This is a genomic window from Streptomyces sp. ADI96-02 (assembly GCF_003846185.1).
Classification (GTDB): Bacteria; Actinomycetota; Actinomycetes; order Streptomycetales; family Streptomycetaceae; genus Streptomyces.
In genome coordinates this window covers 808,625-825,590 of sequence record NZ_ML123034.1, presented here as the reverse complement: position 1 = coordinate 825,590, position 16,966 = coordinate 808,625, and the positions used below count along the sequence as shown (strand labels likewise).

Below are 16,966 nucleotides of genomic sequence, written 5' to 3'. Positions count from 1 at the left end.
CCGGAGGCGGCGGCATGACCACCCCCCTGCTGCTGCTCAGCGCGGCATTCCTCCTCATCCTCGCCAACGGGTTCTTCGTGGCGGCCGAGTTCGGGCTCGTCACCGTGGAACGGCCCGACGCCGAACGCGCCGCCGCCGAGGGCGACCGACGGGCCCGTACCGTCGTCGAAGCCCTGCGCGAACTCTCCTTCCAGCTCTCCGGCACCCAGCTCGGCATCACCATCACCTCGCTGGTCGTGGGCATGCTCGCCGAACCGGCGCTCGCCCGCCTGCTCGCCGGACCCCTCACCGCCACCGGCCTGCCCGCGGGAGCCGTGCCCGGCGTCGGCGTCGTCCTCGGGATGCTGCTCGCCTCTGGCGTGCAGATGGTCGTCGGCGAACTCGTCCCGAAGAACTGGGCGGTCTCCCGGCCGCTCCAGGTGGCCCGCTTCGTCGCCGGACCCCAGCACCGCTTCGCCACCCTCCTGCGGCCGGTGATCACCCTGCTGAACGCCCTGGCCAACCGTCTCGTACGGCTGCTGGGCGTCGAGCCCACCGACGAGCTCGCCTCCGCCCGCACCCCCGGCGAGCTGGTCTCGCTGGCCCGCCACTCCGCGCGGGCCGGAGCCCTGGAACAGGACACCGCCGACCTCTTCGTACGGACCCTGTCCCTGGCCGGGCTCACCGCCCAGCACGTCATGACCCCCCGGGTGAAGGTCAGCGCCCTCCAGTCGTCCGCGACCGCCGCGGACGTCCTCAACCTCACCCGCGCCACCGGCCTCTCGCGGTTCCCGGTCTACCGGGAGCGGATCGACGAGGTCGTCGGCATGGTCCACCTCAAGGACGCCCTCGCCGTCCCCGCCCGCGAGCGCCTGCGCACCCCGGCCGGACGGATCGCCGTCGCCCCGCTCCTGGTCCCCGAGACCCTGCCCGTCGAACAACTGCTGCGCCGGCTGCGGCACGAGCAGCCGATAGCCGTGGTCGTCGACGAGTACGGCGGCACGGCCGGGGTCGTCACGCTGGAGGACATCATCGAGGAACTGGTCGGGGAGGTCCGCGACGAACACGACGCCGAGGGCTCCGACCGCCCCGAACTGACCCCCGCCACCGGCGAGGACGGCCGCACGGCGTGGGAGGCGGAGGGCAGCTGCCGGATCCTGTCCCTGCGCCGGACCGGCGTGAACGTCCCCGACGGACCCTACGAGACCGTCGCGGGCCTGGTCGCCGATCTGCTCGGCCGCATCCCCGTCCCCGGCGACCACGCCGAACTGCCCGGCTGGCGCATCGCCGTCCGCCGCGTCGACCACTACCGCGCCGAACGCGTCCGCTTCACCCGGACGGCCGACCCGCGGCCGGACGCGCCCGCGCGGGGCCTGCTGGAGGCCGTGCGATGAGCCTGCTCCAACTGCTGTTCGCCGCCGTGCTCGTCCTGGCCAACGGGTTCTTCGTCGGAGCGGAGTTCGCGCTCGTCTCCGTCCGCCGCAGCCAGGTCGAACCGCTCGCCGCCCGCGGATCGGCCCGCGCCCGCACCGTCCTGTACGGGCTGGAGAACCTGCCGCGCATGATGGCCGCCGCGCAGTTCGGCATCACCGTCTGCTCGCTGACCCTCGGGGCCGTCGCCGAACCGACCGTCGCCCACCTCCTGGAGCCGGTCTTCCACGCGGCGCACATCCCCGAAGGACTCGTCCACCCGCTGGGCTTCGCCCTGGCGCTCGTGCTCGTCGTCGTCCTGCACCTGGTCATCGGCGAGATGGTTCCCAAGAACCTCGCCATGGCCGCGCCCGAGCGGACCGCGCTCCTGCTCAGCCCCGGTCTGGTCGCCTTCGCCCGGCTCTGCCGCCCCGTCACCACCGGCCTCGGCGCCTGCGCCCGGCTGGTGCTGCGGCTGTTCCGGGTCGAACCGAAGGACGAGGTGGAGGCCGTCTTCACCAGCGAACAGCTCAACCGCCTGGTGGAGGACTCCGGGCAGGCCGGGCTGCTCGAACCGGAGGCGCAGGAACGGCTGGAGGACGCCCTGGTCCTGGGCAGCAGGCCGGTCACCGACGTGCTGCTGGAACGGGCGGCCCTGGTGACGGTCGACCCCTCCGTCACCCCCGCCGCATCGAGGAGCTGACCGTGCGCACCGGCTTCTCGCGCTTCCCGGTCTGCGCCGAGGGCGGCGGCCCGTTCATGGGCTATCTGCACGTCAAGGACGTCCTGGAACTGGAGGAGCCCGACCGCGCCGTCCCGCAGCACATCTGGCGGCCGATGGCGACCGTGCGGGGCGAACTCCCGCTCGACGACGCGCTGACCGTGATGCGCCGCGCCGCGACGCACCTGGCCCAGGTGGCGGACGGCTCGGGCCGGGTCCTCGGGCTGGTGGCCATGGAGGATGTCCTGGAGACGCTGGTGGGCGAGGTCCGCGACCCGGCCCACCGGGTGTCGGCGCCCCGCCGCACGGTGGCCGCGCCCGCGCCGGAGCGCCCCGGCCGCCGGACCGCGGTGCTCGGCACGTAGGGCCCGTCCGCGCGCCGCGGGCCGGACCCGGGGACGGGGGACCGGCCCGCGGCGCGCGGACCTCCGTCGCCGCGGATCCGGCGGAGCCGGTGCGGCGGGCGGCCTCAGCCCCCGCCCGGCTCCTGCTGCCCGCGGCCGGCCGGGCCGCGACCGGACAGCACCTCGCCGTACGCCTGCATCAGGTCCGGCAGCCGCAGGGTCGCCAGGTCCTCGCGGGTGGGCGCGGCCGGATAGCCGGAGAGCCGCAGGTCGCGGTAGGCGCAGCTCTTCTCGTAGAGCGTGCGCAGGAAGCGCCCGTTGCCCAGCTCGTCGATCCAGCCCTGGTCCACCACGTGACCGCTGATGCTGCGCAGCTCGTCCAGCGACTCCTCGTCCCAGAGGTCGCCGTTCTCGGCGGCCAGCACCCCGCCGATCGCGGTGAGTTCCAGGGGCCGGTAGCTGGGGAAGTCGACCCGGCTGGTGAACCGTGAGGAGAGCCCCGGGTTGGTGGCCAGCAGCCGGTCCATCCCTTCGGGGTAACCCGCGAGGATGACGACGAGGTGGTCCCTGTTGTCCTCGGCCCGTTTGAGGAGGACCTGAAGGGCCTCGTCCCCGTACGCGTCGCCCTTGCTGTAACCGGAGTTGGCCAGGCTGTACGCCTCGTCGACGAAGAGCACCCCGCCGAGCGCCGAGTCGATCAGCTCGTTGGCCTTTACCGCCGTCTGCCCCAGGAACTCCCCGACCAGATCGGCCCGCTGGGCCTCCACGAGATGGTCGCCGCCCAGCAGACCGAGCGCGTAGAAGACCCGGCCGAGGATGCGGGCCACCGTGGTCTTGCCGGTGCCGGAGGGGCCGGAGAAGACGAAGTGCCGCTTCGGCGGCTGCACCGGAAGTCCCTGCTCGGCCCGCAGCCGTGCCATGTTCAACTGCGCCGAGAGCGCCTTGACCTGCCGCTTGACCGGCTCCAGGCCGACCATGCGCTCCAACTGGGCCAGGGCCTCGGCCAGCAGGGCGGGATCGCTGGGCCCGGCCGGGAAGACGGGCCGCGCCACCGAGCCGGCCGCCTTGCGGCGCGCGCCCTCGACCGGGGCGGGCGGAGCGGGCGCGGGATCCGGGCCGGGGTCCACTCCCGGCCACGGCTCGCGGCCGTCCACCAGGTCCGTTCCGACCAGGGCGTCGCCCTCGGGCTGCGGCTCCGCGCCCGCGCCCTCCGAGCCGAAACCGGCCAGCGTCACCGCGGCCAGGTCCGCCGACTCGTCGTACCCGTCGCCCTCGGAGATCGCGGCCAGTCGGGCGGAGGTGTCCATGAAGGCCGGGTCGACCCGGTGCACCGCGCGGTAGAGCGGCAGGGCGGCGGCGCTGCGCCCGGTGCCCTCGTGGGCGCGGGCCAGCCAGTAGCGCAGCTCCTTGCGCTGCGGCTGCTCGCTGCGGCAGCGCATCAGCGCGGCCGAGAGCAGCGGTTCGGCCTGGCCGAACATCTCCAGCCGCACCCGCGCCATCCCGCCGAACAGGCCCGCCTCGATGCCGAGCATCGGATCGTCCACCAACTGCTCGGTGCAGCGCACCAGCTGCTCCCAGTCCTTGACCAGGTAGGACCGGCAGGCGTGCAGGAAGCGCACCTGCGGGTCGGCGTCGACCGGCGGCAGACCGGCCAACGCCCGGTCCAGCTCCGGCACATGGCGGCCGTCCAGCCAGTGCGAGGCGTGCGCGAGCAGCAGGTCGCGCGGACTCTCCAGCACCGGCTGCACCCACCAGCCCAGCCAGTACCAGGAGTTGAGCGTACGGCGGTGGCGTGCCCGCTGCTCGCCGAAGCGTTCGCGGTGGCGGTACATGCGCAACAGGGCCGTGGTGGTGTCGACGCGCAGGGCGTGCAGGCCGAGCCAGCCGTCCGCCATGCCCGGATCGAACCGCACCGCGGCCCGGAACTCCTCCTCGGCCTGCGGGTAGGCGCCCATCGTGTAGGCGTCCATGCCGCGCAGCCAGGCGAGGTCGGCGGGGGCCTGTGCGCCCTGTGTGCCGATGTCCATCAGGTCCCCCACAAACCGTGCCCCCAGGATGTCCCGCCCGCACAGCATGCCCATCGGAGCGCGCTGAATCACTGCGCGGGGGAAGGGAATTGACCGCGCCGAGGTGCATCGTACCTGCGCAGGGGGCGCACACTCGCTCGGCGGCGGACCGCCCGATGGTGACCCAGGGTGAGCGAATCGCTCTGTGTGGTCGTCGCGGGGCGGGCGCGCGCGCAGAACGAAGCCCCCGATCACGGGGGAACAACCGGGGGCTTCGCGTCTGCGGGGGCTTCGAAAAGCCGCACAATGAGAACGTAAGACCAGTCCGGCCCCCCGGTCAAGCGGAGTTGAGGCACTTCTCCGGCGATTTCCGACCCCCGGCGGGCCGCGGGGCGACGCCTACGGTGGGTGACGAAACGGTTCACTCCCGCTGTCGCACGGGTCCCGCGGGCCACTCGTACCCGCGCTCGCCCTGCCGTACCAGCGCGTCCGCGTGCGGGCGTGACGGATCGTCCGCGAAGTGCCGCCGCTCCGCGACGCTCCAGCCGTCCCAGAACGCGGTCAGACCGGGACCGTCGCGCCGTCGGCCCCGCTCCCAGGAGGCTTCCCGGTCCAGCTCCATCCAGAGGAGGGCCGCCAGGAAGGGCCGCACCGCGCGGCGGCCGGAGCCCACGCCCTCGATGAGCACCACCGGCGCGGGCTCCAGACCCCGCACCGGTCCGAAGCGCCGCTCGGTCCAGTCGTACGCGGCGTAGCGCGCGCGCACGCCGCGCGAAAAGGGGAGCAGCACCTGTGTGCGCAGCCGGTCCGTCCAGCCGAACGGTTCCTCGTGGGTGGCGAGGTCGTCCAGGTGCAGCACCGGCGCGCCGCCGAGCGCCGCCGCGAGCCGGGCGGCGAAGGTGCTCTTCCCCGATCCCGCGTGCCCGTCGACCGCGACCAGCCGGACGGGTCCGCAGGACGGGGGGAGCGAGCGCAGGCCGTCGGCGTGGCGGGCCAGGTCGTTCATGGTTCCAGGGTAGAGGCCGGTGCGTGCCGCAGGACGGCCGGTACGGCCCGGTCCGCAGGCCACGCCGTGACGGCTGCGCCCCGGTCCGCAGGCCACGCCCGTGACGGGTGCGACCCGGCCGCAGGCCGCGCCAGTGGTCCAGACCGAAATTGGTGCGGCGACGCAGCGCGAATCACTGGCCCGACCGCGCCGCGACCGGGGATAGTTGGCGCACCGACCGACGCCCGCAGCCCCACTTCCACTCACCACCGGGGGTCCCCGCCATGACCAGTCCGACGTCCCGCAGAACCGTCCTTGCCGCCGCGCTCGCCGCCGCCGCGTCCGCCGGAACGGCGGCGACCGCCGCAGCCGCCTCCGCTCCCGGGCGCAGCCCCGCCCCCTCCTCACCGGACACCCACGTGGACAACCGCTTCTGGCACACGTACACGGACTGGCGCAGCGGCACCGGCGACGGCGCCCGCCCCCTCCCCGGCACCCGCCCCGGCCTGGTCATCGCCACGGCAGCCGGCCGCACCGACTACACCGACCCGCACACCGGCAGGACGGCCGCCTGGGAGTACGCCACCTGGACCTCGCCCCGGCACCGCTCCGCCGTCCCCGCGACCGAGGTGATCGCCTCCTGGAACGCCCGTACGCCCGCGGGCACCTGGATCCAGATCGAGCTGAGCGGCAGCTACGCGGACGGCACCGCGACCCCGTGGTTCGTGATGGGCCGCTGGGCGTCGGGCGACGGGGACATCCGGCGCACCTCCCTCGACGGCCAGGGCGACTCCCGCGGCTCGGTGTGGACCGACACCTTCTCCGTCGACGATCCGGCGAGCGGGGTCCGCCTGACCGCCTACCGGCTGCGGCTCACGCTCTACCGCACGCCCGGCAGCAGGCTCACCCCGACCGTGTGGCGGGTGGGCGCGATGGCCTCCGACGTGCCCGACCGGTTCACGGTGCCGGCCACCGAGCCGGGCCGCGCCCGCGAACTGCGGGTGCCGCGCTACTCGCAGAACGTCCACATCGGCCAGTACCCCGAGTACGACAACGGCGGCGAGGCGTGGTGCAGCCCCACCTCCTCGCAGATGATCATCGAGTACTGGGGCCGCAGGCCGACGGCGGCGGAGCTGGCCTGGGTCAAGCCCGGCCTGCCCGACCCCCAGGTATGCCACGCCGCCCGCCAGACGTACGACTACCAGTACGAGGGTTGCGGCAACTGGCCCTTCAACGCCGCCTACGCCGCCGCCTACCGGGACATGAACGCCGTCGTGACCCGCCTCGGCTCGCTCGCCGACGTGGAGCGCCTGATCGGGGCCGGCATCCCGGTCATCACCTCGCAGTCGTTCCTGGAGAAGGAACTGACCGGCGCCGGTTACGGGACGGCGGGCCACCTGATGACGGTGATCGGCTTCACCGACGACGGCGACGTGATCGCCAACGACCCGGCGTCCCCGGACAACCCGGCGGTGCGCCGCGTCTACCGGCGGCGCGAGTGGGAGAGCATCTGGCTGCGCACCAAGCGCTACGACGCGAACGGCAAGGTCAGAAGCGGCACGGGCGGCGTCTGCTACGTCTACTGGCCCACCCGCCCGACGCTCGGCCAGCACCGGGTGCTGCGCTCGCTCGGGCTGCTGTGAGCAGGTGCGGGCGCAGGCCCCGGGCCCCCGACCTCAGGTCCCGGTTCCCGCTTCCGCGCGGAGGTGCGTAGCGCCGCCCCCGGCCCGGTTCCGGCCCGGCGCCCGCAGGAGTGCCGGGCCGGAACCGGGCGCGCGCCGCGTCGGACCGGCTACCAGGCGACGGGCAGCCGGCTCAGGCCGTAGGTGCTGCCACCGGTCCGGAACTCCACCTCTTCCATGGGCACCGCCAGCCGCAGCCGCGGCAGCCTGCGGAGCAGAGCGGACAGCGCGATCTGCAGTTCGGCGCGCGCGAGCGCCTGTCCTATGCACTGGTGGACGCCGTAGCCGAAGGCCAGGTGCCCGCGGGTGTTGCGGTCGATGTCGAGGACGTCGGGCTGGTCGAAGAAGGTCCCGTCGCGGTTGCCGGCGGGGACGTTCATGAGCATGCCTTCACCGGCCCGGATGAGCTGCCCGCCGACGGTGACGTCCTCGGTCGCCACCCGCAGGACGAGGTCCTGGACGATCGTCAGGTAGCGCAGCAGCTCTTCGACGGCGTTCGCCGTCAGGGCCGGGTCGTCCGTGTCGCGGATCCGGGCGAGCTGGCCGGGGTTCTGGAGGAGAGCCAGGGTGCTCAGGCCGATCATGTTGGCCGTGGTCTCGTGTCCGGCGAACAGCAGGGTGAGTGCGGTCGTCGCCACTGTCTCCCGGCTGATCTCGTCGGTGGCGACGCGCTCACGGACCAACCGGCTGATGATGTCGTCCGTCGGTTCCCTGTCCTTGCTCGCCACGAGTTCGAGCAGGTAGTCGAAGAGCGCCCTGCTGGCCACCCCCTTCTCCTCGTCCGAGGGGCTGTGGGAGACGAGGGTGTTGCTGTGATGCTGGAAGAACGCGTGATCGGCGTAAGGGACGCCGAGCAGCATGGAGATCATCATGGAGGGCACGGGGTACGCGTAATCCTGGACGAGGTCCGCCGGCTGTCCACGGCTGATCATCTCGTCGAGGATGCCATCGACCATTTCCTCGATCCTGGGGCGCAGTTGATCCACCTTCCTGACGGTGAAGTCGCCGGTGAGCATGCGGCGCAGCCGGGCGTGCTCCGGGTCGTCCATCCGCGGGAAGGACTGCGGGGCTCCCTCGAAGCTCGACAGCGCCTGGGCCCGAGGGAAGCCGGGGCGCGTGCTGTCCGCGCTGATCCGGGGATCGTTGAGGGCCTTCCTGATGTCGGCGAACCTGCTCACCACCCATACCGGCTCACCGCGCAGCGTCGCTCGCCGCAGACCGGGGCTGTCGCGCCAGGCGGCTTGCTCCGCGGGCGGGTCGAAGGGGCAGCGCGCGGAGCGCGCACCGGGGAAGGCGGACAGGGCGTCGTCGGAGGTGTGGATGGTCGTGTCGGTCGAACTCATGGATCTCTCCGCTGCTGATGAGGGGCGAGGGGCGAGGGATGAGGGGGCGTCTGACGGTCCCTAGGCGGCGATCGCGCCGCTCACGGCTTGCGCCCAGGGACTGCCGGCCGCGATGAGCGCTCGCCAGGCGTGCAGGGTCTTCGGCGGCACACCGGCGGCCAGCACACCGACCAGCCGGTCCTCCCGGCGGTAGGCGATGAGGAAGCGCTTCCGCGACGCGTCCTGCTCCACGACGGCCGCTTCGTCGTGGCCGCGCAGGAATCCGTACGCCTGGGCTTTCATGTCGTACTGGTCGGACCAGAAGTACGGCACGGGTGCGTACGGTCGGCGCAGGGCCGGTTCCGGGGCGAGCAGGTTGCGGGCGACGGCGATGGCCTGCTCAGCGGCGTTGGTGCGGTGTTCGATGCGCATCGTCGTGCCGAACAGCGGGTTGTGCCAGCGTGCTGCGTCCCCGACCCCGTACACGCCGGGAGCGGCGGCGCTGAACTCGTCGCACACCAGCCCGTCGTCGAGGGTGAGCCCGCTGCCGTGGAGCCATTCGGTGTTGGGGAGCGAGCCGACGGCGACCAGCACGTCGTCGGCCGGGATCACGCTTCCGTCGGCGAGGGCGACCCCCGTGACATGGCCGTCGGTGCTCAGGATCTCGGCGACCGCGGCCCCGGTGCGCAGGCGGACGCCGTGGTCGAGGTGCGCCCGGGCCAGCAGTTGTCCGGCCTGACCGCCGATGGCCTGTGCCATCGGGACCGGGGCCGATTCCAGCACGGTCACCTCCACTCCGAGCCCCCGTGCCACCGCCGCCACCTCGGCGCCGACGAATCCGGCGCCGACGATCACCAGCCGCCGCCCCGGGAGGAGCCGCGCCTTGAGCCTCAGGGCGTCCTCGACGGTGCGCAGCGTGTGCGAACCGGTCATACGGCCGGACAGGTGGCCGGATCCCGGCAGTCGGCGGGCGCGCACGCCCGTCGCGACGACGAGTGCCTCGTACGGGACGACGGCTCCGTCGGCCAGTCGCACCGTCCGGGCGGCCATGTCCAGCCCGGTCGCCCTCGCCCCGAGGCGCAGGTCCAGCCCCAGGGCGCCGATGTGCTCCTTCCGGCGCAGGGCGAGCCCGCTCGGCCGCTCCGTGCCGGTCAGGATCCGCTTCGACAGCGGGGGCCGGTCGTACGGCAGATGCGGCTCGTCGCCGATGAGCGTGATCCCGCCCTCGTACCCCGACCCGCGCAGCGCCTCCGCGGTCGCCAGCCCGCCCGCGGAGGCCCCGACGATCACGATCCGGTTCACGACTCCGCCACGTGGATGGCCGCGGCCGGGCAGACCATCGCCGACTCGCGGACCATGTCGTGCACCCCCGGCGGGGGCGTCTCGTCCAGCAGCACGACCATGCCGTCCTCGTCGCGCTGATCGAAGACCTCAGGGGCGAGCAGCACGCACTGCCCGGAACCGACGCACTTCGGAGCGTCGACTTCCACCTTCATCGGGAACCTCCTCCATTCGGGCCGCGTTCCGCGCCGCCTCCGGAGCCGTATCCGGAGAGCGACGGACGGACGGGACCTGCCGACCAACCGGTCCGTCGGGAGCGAGCCCCACGCGACGGACGTTGAAGCGATAGCCAACTACCGCTTGGCCGCAGTCAACCTCACGTTGAATCGATAGTCAACTATCGGATATCGGCAGTGGGCGTAGATCCTCTCCGTGGGCAGGGGTCGTGCGGCGCGCCGTACCGGAGGCGCTTGCTCCCGGCGGGCGGTCAGTGATAGCCGGCTATCGGCTGCTACCCTTAGGGCCATGGCGACCGATGCCGGACGGCAGCTGCGCGCGGACGCCGCGCGCAATTCCGAGAGGATCCTGAAAGCCGCTCGGGAGGTGTACGCCGAGATCGGCCCCGACGCGATGCTCGAAGACATCGCCCATCGCGCCGGCGTGGGCATCGCCACGCTGTACCGCCGGTTCTCGAACAAGGAGACCCTGGTCAAGGCCGCGCTCAAGCAGAGCATGGCGGAGCAGCTCTCCCCGGCCATCGAGCGGGCGCTGGGCGACGAGGACCCCTGGCGCGGCCTGGTCACGCTGCTGGAGTCGACGCTGTCGCTGGTGGCCCGTGAGCGCGACATCGTGGCCGCGGCCAACGACGCCGGTGCCCTCACCGCGGAGGTCACCGCCCCGTACACCGACGCGCAGGTGCTGCTCGTCCGGCGCGGGCAGGCGGCCGGTGTCATCCGGGCCGATCTGGTCCCCGCCGACATGGAGAAGATCACGGGGATGCTCATCAGCGTCCTGTGGAACATGGCCCCCGAGACCGAGGGCTGGCGCCGCTACATCGTGCTCATCCTGGACTCCCTGCGCCCCGCCGGAGCCAGCCCCCTCCCTCCGCCCCCGGCCCCTCTGCCGCAGCGCGACGAGGGCACGTACGACCACCCGCCCGGCGGGCTCGTCACGAGAGAGGGCCGGGCCGCCGAAGCCGAAGCCGAGCCGAAGCCGCAGGCTGAGCACCGCGGCTGCTGACGTCGAAGGGCCTCCGGGCCTCCCGGGGAACTGAGTCCCGGGAGGCCCGGAGGCCCTGGTGTCGCGCGGGTCACCGGAGGGAAAGACCGTCCGGGGGGATCAACAGGCCCTAGATGCGGATCCGGCTGCCGGGCGCCCCCGTGCCCGTGGCGATGACGCCCTGGTCGGTCCACTTGACGGGGCCGGTGGGGGTGCCGGTGTTGGTGAAGGCGCGGATGGCGCCGTTGTCGTCGACGATCAGGTAGTCGGCCCGGCCGTCCCCGCCGACGTCGGCGAAGCGGACCTGGCTCCCGGTCCAGGCCGTGGAGCCCGAGGCGACGGTGCCGCGGTCGTCCCATCCGCCGCGACCGTCGCCGCCCTGGTTGACGAAGGCGCGGGTCGCGCCGTTGGGTTCCACGATCAGGTAGTCGGCACGGGCGTCGCCGCCGATGTCGGCGAAGCGGACCCGGTCGCCGGTCCAGGAGGCGGAGCCGGAGGCGATGACGCCCTGGTCGACCAGTTTGACGGAGCCGGTGGTGGCGTTGGTGGTGGTGAGGAAGGCACGGGTGGCCCCGTCGGGGCCGACGATCAGGTAGTCGGCGCGGGCGTCGCCGCCGACGTCGGCGAAGCGGACCTGGCCACCGGTCCAGGAGGCGGAGCCGGAGGCGACGTAGCCCTGGTACTCCCATCCGCCGCGACCGTCGCCGCCCTGGTTGACGAAGGCGCGGGTCGCGCCGTTGGGTTCCACGACGAGGTAGTCGGCGCGGGCGTCGCCGCCGACGTCGGCGAAGCGGACCTGGCCACCGGTCCAGGCGGTGGAGCCGGAGGCGATGTAGCCCTGGTCGGTCCACTTCACGGCGCCGTTGGCGCCGGCGGTGTTGGTGTAGGCGCGGACGGCGCCGTTGTCGTCGACGACGAGGTAGTCGGCCCGGCCGTCGCCGTTGATGTCGACGTCGTAGTCGCCGACGGTGGCGGGCTGCTGGGGCGGAAGGGGCTTGACCTCGATTTTTTCCTTGATCCAGCCGTTGCGGGAGAGGGTCGCGATCCCGCCGAGGAAGGATTCGGTCATCTTCTGGTAGCCCGCGTTGTTGGGGTGGAGACTGTCATTCAGGTCGGCGGTGGTGAGGCTGTCCATGCTGACCTGGGTGATCCGGTAGCCCCTGGCGGCCCGGTCGGCGATGATGCCGGGGATCGCCCGGTTGTAGGCGGTGACCCGGGACTGGACGGCGGGTTCGGCCGCGGGGACGAGGGAGGCGACGACGACCGCGGTGTCGGGCGAGGCCGCGTGGATCTGGTCGATGAGGGCGCCCAGGCGCTGGGGCGCGGTGCTGACCTGGTGGTCGCGGTCCATGTCGTTGGTGCCGATGTGCATCAGCACGACATTGGGCTTCGCCTCGGTCAGCCAGGGCCCGATGTTCGCCTGGAGCTGGTCGATGCGCCAGCCCGAGTGGCCCTCGTGACGAGTGCCGTCGGCGTCCCGCAGGGAGCCGACGAACCGCAGGGCGTCCGTGGTGTCGGCGAGACGGCGTGCCAGCAGGGGCCGGTAGCCGGTGCGCGTGGTGCTGCCCACGCCCAGGGTGATCGAGTCGCCCAGCGGCATCACGGCGAGCCCGGGGCCGGACGCGGGCTTCACGGCGGGGGTTCTCGTGGTGCGTTCGGCGGGAGGCACCGGATCCAGGGCCCCGAACGTGGCATCGCCCAGCGGCACCAGCCTGAACCGCTGGGAGCTCTTGCTGCTGTCACATCCCATCGACCAGATGTCTCCGATGTTGGCCATGCCCATCACCGACTCGGCCGCGACGCAGATGTCCCCGTGCCGTAGCTGGAAGAAGGAGCCCCCCGCGGGGACGAGCCGGTATCCCGAGTCGTCGCCAGGTGCGAGAAACAGGTTCGGGTGGGCGAGGTTCTGGAACTTCCAGCTGCCGTCGGGCGCCTGATGCAATTCCCACTTGGCGCGGTCGTAGCCCATGATGGAGCCGTCGTATTCGTCTTTCACCGCGTCGTAGGCGAGCGTGACACCGCTCTCGCTCACCAACTGGGCGTGAAGGGCCGGCTCGGGCGACATGGGTGAACCCTGATTCGACTCCTGCCCCCTGAAGTGCACCGCCTTCCTGACACCGGTGTTGTTGGCGTCGGTGGCCGTCAACGCGGTCGGTCGAGCTGTGTCGAGAGCGTTGAGAGCCACGTCGATCCCGACGAAGATGATCGTTTTGAAGCAGCTGGTGGTTCCGCCGTTGACGGTCTCACAGACGAAGGGCGTGCCCATGCCTGCCGAGACGATGCCTGTCGCTGTCACCGTCCGGCCGGTCCCGGCGTCCTTCCCCGCGGAGAGGTAGACGGGGCCGCCGCTGTCGCCGCGCCGCCCCGCGATGGTGCTGGGGTCGCTCGCGGTGGCCTGTTTCTTCGCCTGCCAGCCGTTCCCGTAGGGCGTTATCGTCGAGTTGCCCTGGCTGTCGGTGGCACTGGCCGTGTACATGTCGACGCGGGCCGTGATCCTGATATTGCACACCTCGCCCGAACGGGCGCCGGACTGACAGACGTAGTTCCCCTCCACCGGCTTCTGGGCGGCGGTGACATCTGCCTCTGTCTGCGTGGACGTCGGAGAGCCGGCCCTCCCGCCGGTCCAGATCCCGGGGTAGTACTCGGTCCCATTGCGCTGGTCCAGCACGGCGACATCGATGTACGCGTACGACTTCTCGTCCCAGTGCTTGGGCGAGACCCGGCTTCCGAAGGCCGGGCCGTTCGGCTGACCGCTGGGTCCGACGGAGTGCCTCTCGTCGCCGTAGCCGCGGGGGAAGCAGTGATCGGCGGTCAGCATCGCGTCAGCTCCCCCGTAGGTGACGGCGAACGCCGTGCTGCAGACCGGGGAGACCATCTGCGCGCCCCCGAGCCCCTGGTCGTCCGACCTGCTCAGGCTGGTGTGGACCTTTCCGCCCGCGGCGACGCTCACCGGCACTCCCAGGCCGGCCGCGGTCACGGCCTTCTTCAGCCGGGTCGCCTCGGCCTCGTCCCCCTCCACCGACGCCTTCAGTCCGCTCGCGTCCTGCGGCCTGATGATCTCGGTGAGCCGGACCCCGGCGGCACCGGCCAGCCGCGACACCCGGGCCGACGCCTGCGACAGTTCCTCGGCCGTGTACGGGGCCTGCTCGACCACCACCGGCGTGGCGCTGTCCGCGATGGCGGCCTTGGCGGCCGGCGTCAGCGCGCCCCGCCAGTACAGGGTGACCCGCTTCTTCTCCGGCGCGGCGATCACACCGGCGAACCCCTGCCCGCCGTTCTGCCCCGCCGATTCCTCCAGCGCATGGGCGGTCTCGTTCATCTCGTCCTGCACACGGAACAACTGCGCCCAGGAGGTGAAGTCGCCCGGGACGTCGGCGTCCTTCGCCTTCTGCGCCGGAGCAGCGGCCCGAGCGGGGACGACGGGCGTCGCCGCCGTCGCCCTCCTCTGATTCCTCTGCCCGAACTCCCGCGCGCCGGCGGTCGTCCGCTCCCCCGTCTGCACGGACCGCTGCCCCGCCGGGGCGGTCGACGGGGCCGGGGCGGAGGAGGTGCTCGCCCAGGACAGCGGGCCTGAGGTGGCCAGGACGGCCGTGACGGCCGTCGCGGCGGCGATTCCGCCGAGTATGCGCCGCCGCACAGCGCGGACGGGTCTGTATCTTGACATGGTTGACAACAGAGCTTTCTGACTGGGTGAGGGTTACGCGTGCGGTACCCAGGAGAGGGACGCCGCGGGGAGTGGAAGGACTGCGGTGACGCCGGCTTCGCGTCACGTCTGAGTCCGCACCGATGGTACGTGCGCCTTTCCCAGGTGCGGGCCGGCTCTGCCGGCAGCACAGTTGACAGCGCGTCAAGGGTGTGTGCGGCCCGGTGAGCCGGTGCCGGGTGTCGCGTACGTTCACCACGGCGGGCGAGGGCCGAGGGCGCCGCCAGTCAGGGCCTCTCCGCTTGCGGCTCCGTACGGCGGCGGTCCGTCGACGAGCGGGGTGATCGTGCGACGGCCAGCATGGTTACCTGAGCGTGCCGCGCCGCGGCGCGCTCCCCGAGCCCCGAGGAGCACCATGAGGTACCGCACGCTGGGCCGCACCGGGATCAAGGTCAGCCCCTACTGCCTGGGCGCGATGATGTTCGGAGCCCTGGGCAACCCCGACCACGACGACGCGGTCCGCATCATCCACAAGGCGCTGGACGCCGGGGTCAACTTCGTCGACACCGCCGACATGTACGGCCGGGGGGAGTCCGAGGAGATCGTCGGCAAGGCGCTCAGGGGCCGCCGCGACAACGTCGTGCTCGCCACCAAGGCGCGTCTGCCCATGGGCGACGACCCCAACCAGCAGGGCAGCTCGCGCCGCTGGCTGGTGCGCGCGCTCGACGACTCGCTGCGCCGGCTCGGCACCGACCACGTCGACCTCTACCAGATCCACCGCCCCGATCCGGAGACCGACGTCGAGGAGACCCTTTCGGCCCTCACCGACCTGGTGCGCGCGGGCAAGGTCCGGGCCATCGGCGCCTCCAGCGTTCCCGCGTCGGACATCGTCGAGGCCCAGTGGGCCGCCGAACGGCGCGGCCTGGAGCGCTTCCGCACCGAGCAGCCGCCGTACTCGATCCTCAACCGGGGCATCGAACGCGAGGTCCTGCCCGTGTGCGAGCGTTACGGGATGGGCGCCCTGGTCTGGAGCCCGCTCGCGGGCGGCCTGCTCACCGGGCGGTACCGCAAGGGCGGGCAGAACGACACCCACCGGGCCGGATTCGGCTTCCGGCACCTGAGCGACGAACACCGCCTCGACGCCGTCGAGCAGCTCATCCTGCTCGCCGCGGAGGCCGGGATGCCGCTGACACACCTGGCGACGGCCTTCGCGATCAGCCACCCCGGCGTCACCTCCGCCATCATCGGGCCCCGCACCATGGCCCATCTCGACGACCTCCTCGCCGGGAGCGGCACCGTCCTGAGCGACGAGATCCTCGACCGGATCGACGCCGTCGTGCCCCCCGGCACCGACGTCGGAGCCCTCGACATGGCGTACGACCCGCCGGCCGTCCAGCAGACCGCGCTGCGCCGCCGCCCGGCCGGTGAGCGGTCCGCGGTCTGACGGGTCCGCCGACCGGGTGAGTCGGGCGTTAGGTTGGCGACGTGACGACCACCGCATCCCAGGAAGAGTTCCTGCGCGCCTTCCACGCCGAGCACCCGGCGGTGACCGCCGAGGCGTTCGGCCGGGGGCGCGCCCCGGACGGCCGGTCCAGCTACGAGATCCTGAGCGATCGCGTGGCGGGGAGCACCCGCGTGCTGGACCTCGGCTGCGGAGACGGCCTGGTGCTGGAGCTCCTGGCCCGGGCGGGCGTACGGCGGCTCGCCGGCCTCGACCTCTCCGCGCGGTCCCTGGCCTGGGCACGGTGCCGGCCGGGTCTGGCCGGGGCGGCCCTGGTGGAGGGCCGGGCTCAGCAACTCCCCTTCGCCGACGGCAGTTTCGACGCCTGTGTCTCCCATATGGCGCTGATGGTGATGAGCGAGATCGACCACGTGGCGGCCGAGACGGCCCGGGTGCTGTCGCCCGGGGGCCTGCTGGCGTGCGTGCTGGGAGGCGGGGCCGTGGGCGAAGGGGCGTACGAACTCTTCGTCCGGCTGCTGCGGCGCACGATCGCGGAGGCGCCCGCCGCCCAGCGCATCCCGCCGCTGGGGGACCGGAGGACGCGGCATCGCGAAGGGCTCGACGAGATCCTCGGCCCGGCGGGATTCGCCCCGGTGGAGTGGGAGACCGTTCCGATCGATCTGAGCGGTCCGGTCGGGCAGGTGTGGGCCGCCCTGTCGGGCCTCTACGACCTCGGGCCGCTGGACGCGGAACGGGTCGACCGGCTGCGCGAGGCGTTCTCCACCGAGGTGCGCCACCTGACGGCGCCGGACGGGCGCGTGCCCTGCGCGTTCACCGTGCACGTCGCGACGGCCCGGCTGTGCGACGCCGGCGGGACTCGCCCGGGAGGCTGAATTCCCACCGGGGCGAGCCCCGGCCGCAGACGCACGCGCCG

The 16,966-nt window shown here is 72.8% G+C and carries 10 protein-coding genes and 2 pseudogenes; 6 read left to right on the top strand and 6 right to left on the bottom strand.

Annotation, left to right across the window (positions count from 1 at the left end):
* Positions 1–14: 14 nt before the first annotated feature.
* A complete protein-coding gene (locus tag EES43_RS03485; RefSeq protein ID WP_124267300.1) occupies positions 15–1,373 on the top strand; it encodes a hemolysin family protein in 1,359 nt (452 codons plus the stop codon).
* Positions 1,370–2,475: pseudogene (locus tag EES43_RS03480) on the top strand (hemolysin family protein). Before EES43_RS03485 ends, EES43_RS03480 begins: the two are co-directional and overlap by 4 nt.
* Before the next feature lie 104 nt (positions 2,476–2,579).
* On the opposite strand, the gene EES43_RS03475 reads toward EES43_RS03480, so the two are convergent.
* Positions 2,580–4,481 carry an AAA family ATPase gene (locus EES43_RS03475; RefSeq protein ID WP_124267299.1) on the bottom strand — a complete coding sequence of 634 codons (1,902 nt, stop codon included), beginning with the start codon at positions 4,479–4,481 and terminating at the stop codon, positions 2,580–2,582.
* A 374-nt stretch (positions 4,482–4,855) separates the two neighbouring features.
* Positions 4,856–5,466, bottom strand: a pseudogene (locus EES43_RS03470) (hypothetical protein); the annotation flags it as partial.
* A gap of 263 nt (positions 5,467–5,729) precedes the next feature.
* Here EES43_RS03470 and EES43_RS03465 point away from each other — a divergent pair.
* A complete protein-coding gene (locus EES43_RS03465) occupies positions 5,730–7,088 on the top strand; it encodes a peptidase C39 family protein (RefSeq protein WP_124267297.1) in 1,359 nt (452 codons plus the stop codon).
* A gap of 149 nt (positions 7,089–7,237) precedes the next feature.
* Here the strand turns inward: EES43_RS03465 and EES43_RS03460 are convergent, their stop codons facing one another.
* Genes EES43_RS03460 through EES43_RS03450 form a run of 3 tightly spaced genes read right to left on the bottom strand, consistent with a single transcriptional unit; the run spans position 7,238 to position 9,945 of the window.
* A complete protein-coding gene (locus EES43_RS03460; RefSeq protein ID WP_124267296.1) occupies positions 7,238–8,470 on the bottom strand; it encodes a cytochrome P450 in 1,233 nt (410 codons plus the stop codon).
* Positions 8,471–8,530: 60 nt separating this feature from the next.
* Positions 8,531–9,751: an NAD(P)/FAD-dependent oxidoreductase gene (locus tag EES43_RS03455; RefSeq protein ID WP_206429987.1), complete on the bottom strand. Its 1,221-nt coding sequence runs from the start codon at positions 9,749–9,751 to the stop codon at positions 8,531–8,533.
* The gene (locus tag EES43_RS03450) at positions 9,748–9,945 is read right to left on the bottom strand and encodes a ferredoxin (RefSeq protein WP_124267295.1); all 198 of its coding nucleotides are present in this window, start codon (positions 9,943–9,945) and stop codon (positions 9,748–9,750) included. Before EES43_RS03450 ends, EES43_RS03455 begins: the two co-directional genes overlap by 4 nt.
* Positions 9,946–10,255: 310 nt before the next feature.
* On the opposite strand from EES43_RS03450, the gene EES43_RS03445 reads away from it, so the two are divergent.
* Positions 10,256–10,969: a TetR/AcrR family transcriptional regulator gene (locus EES43_RS03445; protein ID WP_124267294.1), complete on the top strand. Its 714-nt coding sequence runs from the start codon at positions 10,256–10,258 to the stop codon at positions 10,967–10,969.
* 109 nt (positions 10,970–11,078) lie between these two features.
* Here EES43_RS03445 and EES43_RS03440 read toward each other — a convergent pair whose 3' ends face one another.
* On the bottom strand, positions 11,079–14,585 hold the full coding sequence (locus EES43_RS03440) for a GDSL-type esterase/lipase family protein (protein WP_164493114.1): 3,507 nt from the start codon (positions 14,583–14,585) through the stop codon (positions 11,079–11,081).
* Between the two features lie 421 nt (positions 14,586–15,006).
* On the opposite strand from EES43_RS03440, the gene EES43_RS03435 reads away from it, so the two are divergent.
* Entirely contained in the window at positions 15,007–16,035 is a 1,029-nt protein-coding gene (locus tag EES43_RS03435) for an aldo/keto reductase (RefSeq protein ID WP_124267292.1), read from the top strand.
* Positions 16,036–16,076: 41 nt separating this feature from the next.
* On the top strand, positions 16,077–16,925 hold the full coding sequence (locus EES43_RS03430; RefSeq protein ID WP_124267291.1) for a class I SAM-dependent methyltransferase: 849 nt from the start codon (positions 16,077–16,079) through the stop codon (positions 16,923–16,925).
* Positions 16,926–16,966: the final 41 nt, after the last annotated feature.

What these genes read in the sequence shown, in the direction of transcription:
- EES43_RS03465 (WP_124267297.1), top strand. Translation starts at nt 5,730, where the DNA reads ATGACCAGTCCGACGTCCCGCAGAACCGTCCTTGCCGCCGCGCTCGCC.
- EES43_RS03450 (WP_124267295.1), bottom strand. Translation starts at nt 9,945, where the DNA reads ATGAAGGTGGAAGTCGACGCTCCGAAGTGCGTCGGTTCCGGGCAGTGC.
- EES43_RS03485 (WP_124267300.1), top strand. Translation starts at nt 15, where the DNA reads ATGACCACCCCCCTGCTGCTGCTCAGCGCGGCATTCCTCCTCATCCTC.
- EES43_RS03445 (WP_124267294.1), top strand. Translation starts at nt 10,256, where the DNA reads ATGGCGACCGATGCCGGACGGCAGCTGCGCGCGGACGCCGCGCGCAAT.
- EES43_RS03435 (WP_124267292.1), top strand. Translation starts at nt 15,007, where the DNA reads ATGAGGTACCGCACGCTGGGCCGCACCGGGATCAAGGTCAGCCCCTAC.
- EES43_RS03460 (WP_124267296.1), bottom strand. Translation starts at nt 8,470, where the DNA reads ATGAGTTCGACCGACACGACCATCCACACCTCCGACGACGCCCTGTCC.
- EES43_RS03475 (WP_124267299.1), bottom strand. Translation starts at nt 4,481, where the DNA reads ATGGACATCGGCACACAGGGCGCACAGGCCCCCGCCGACCTCGCCTGG.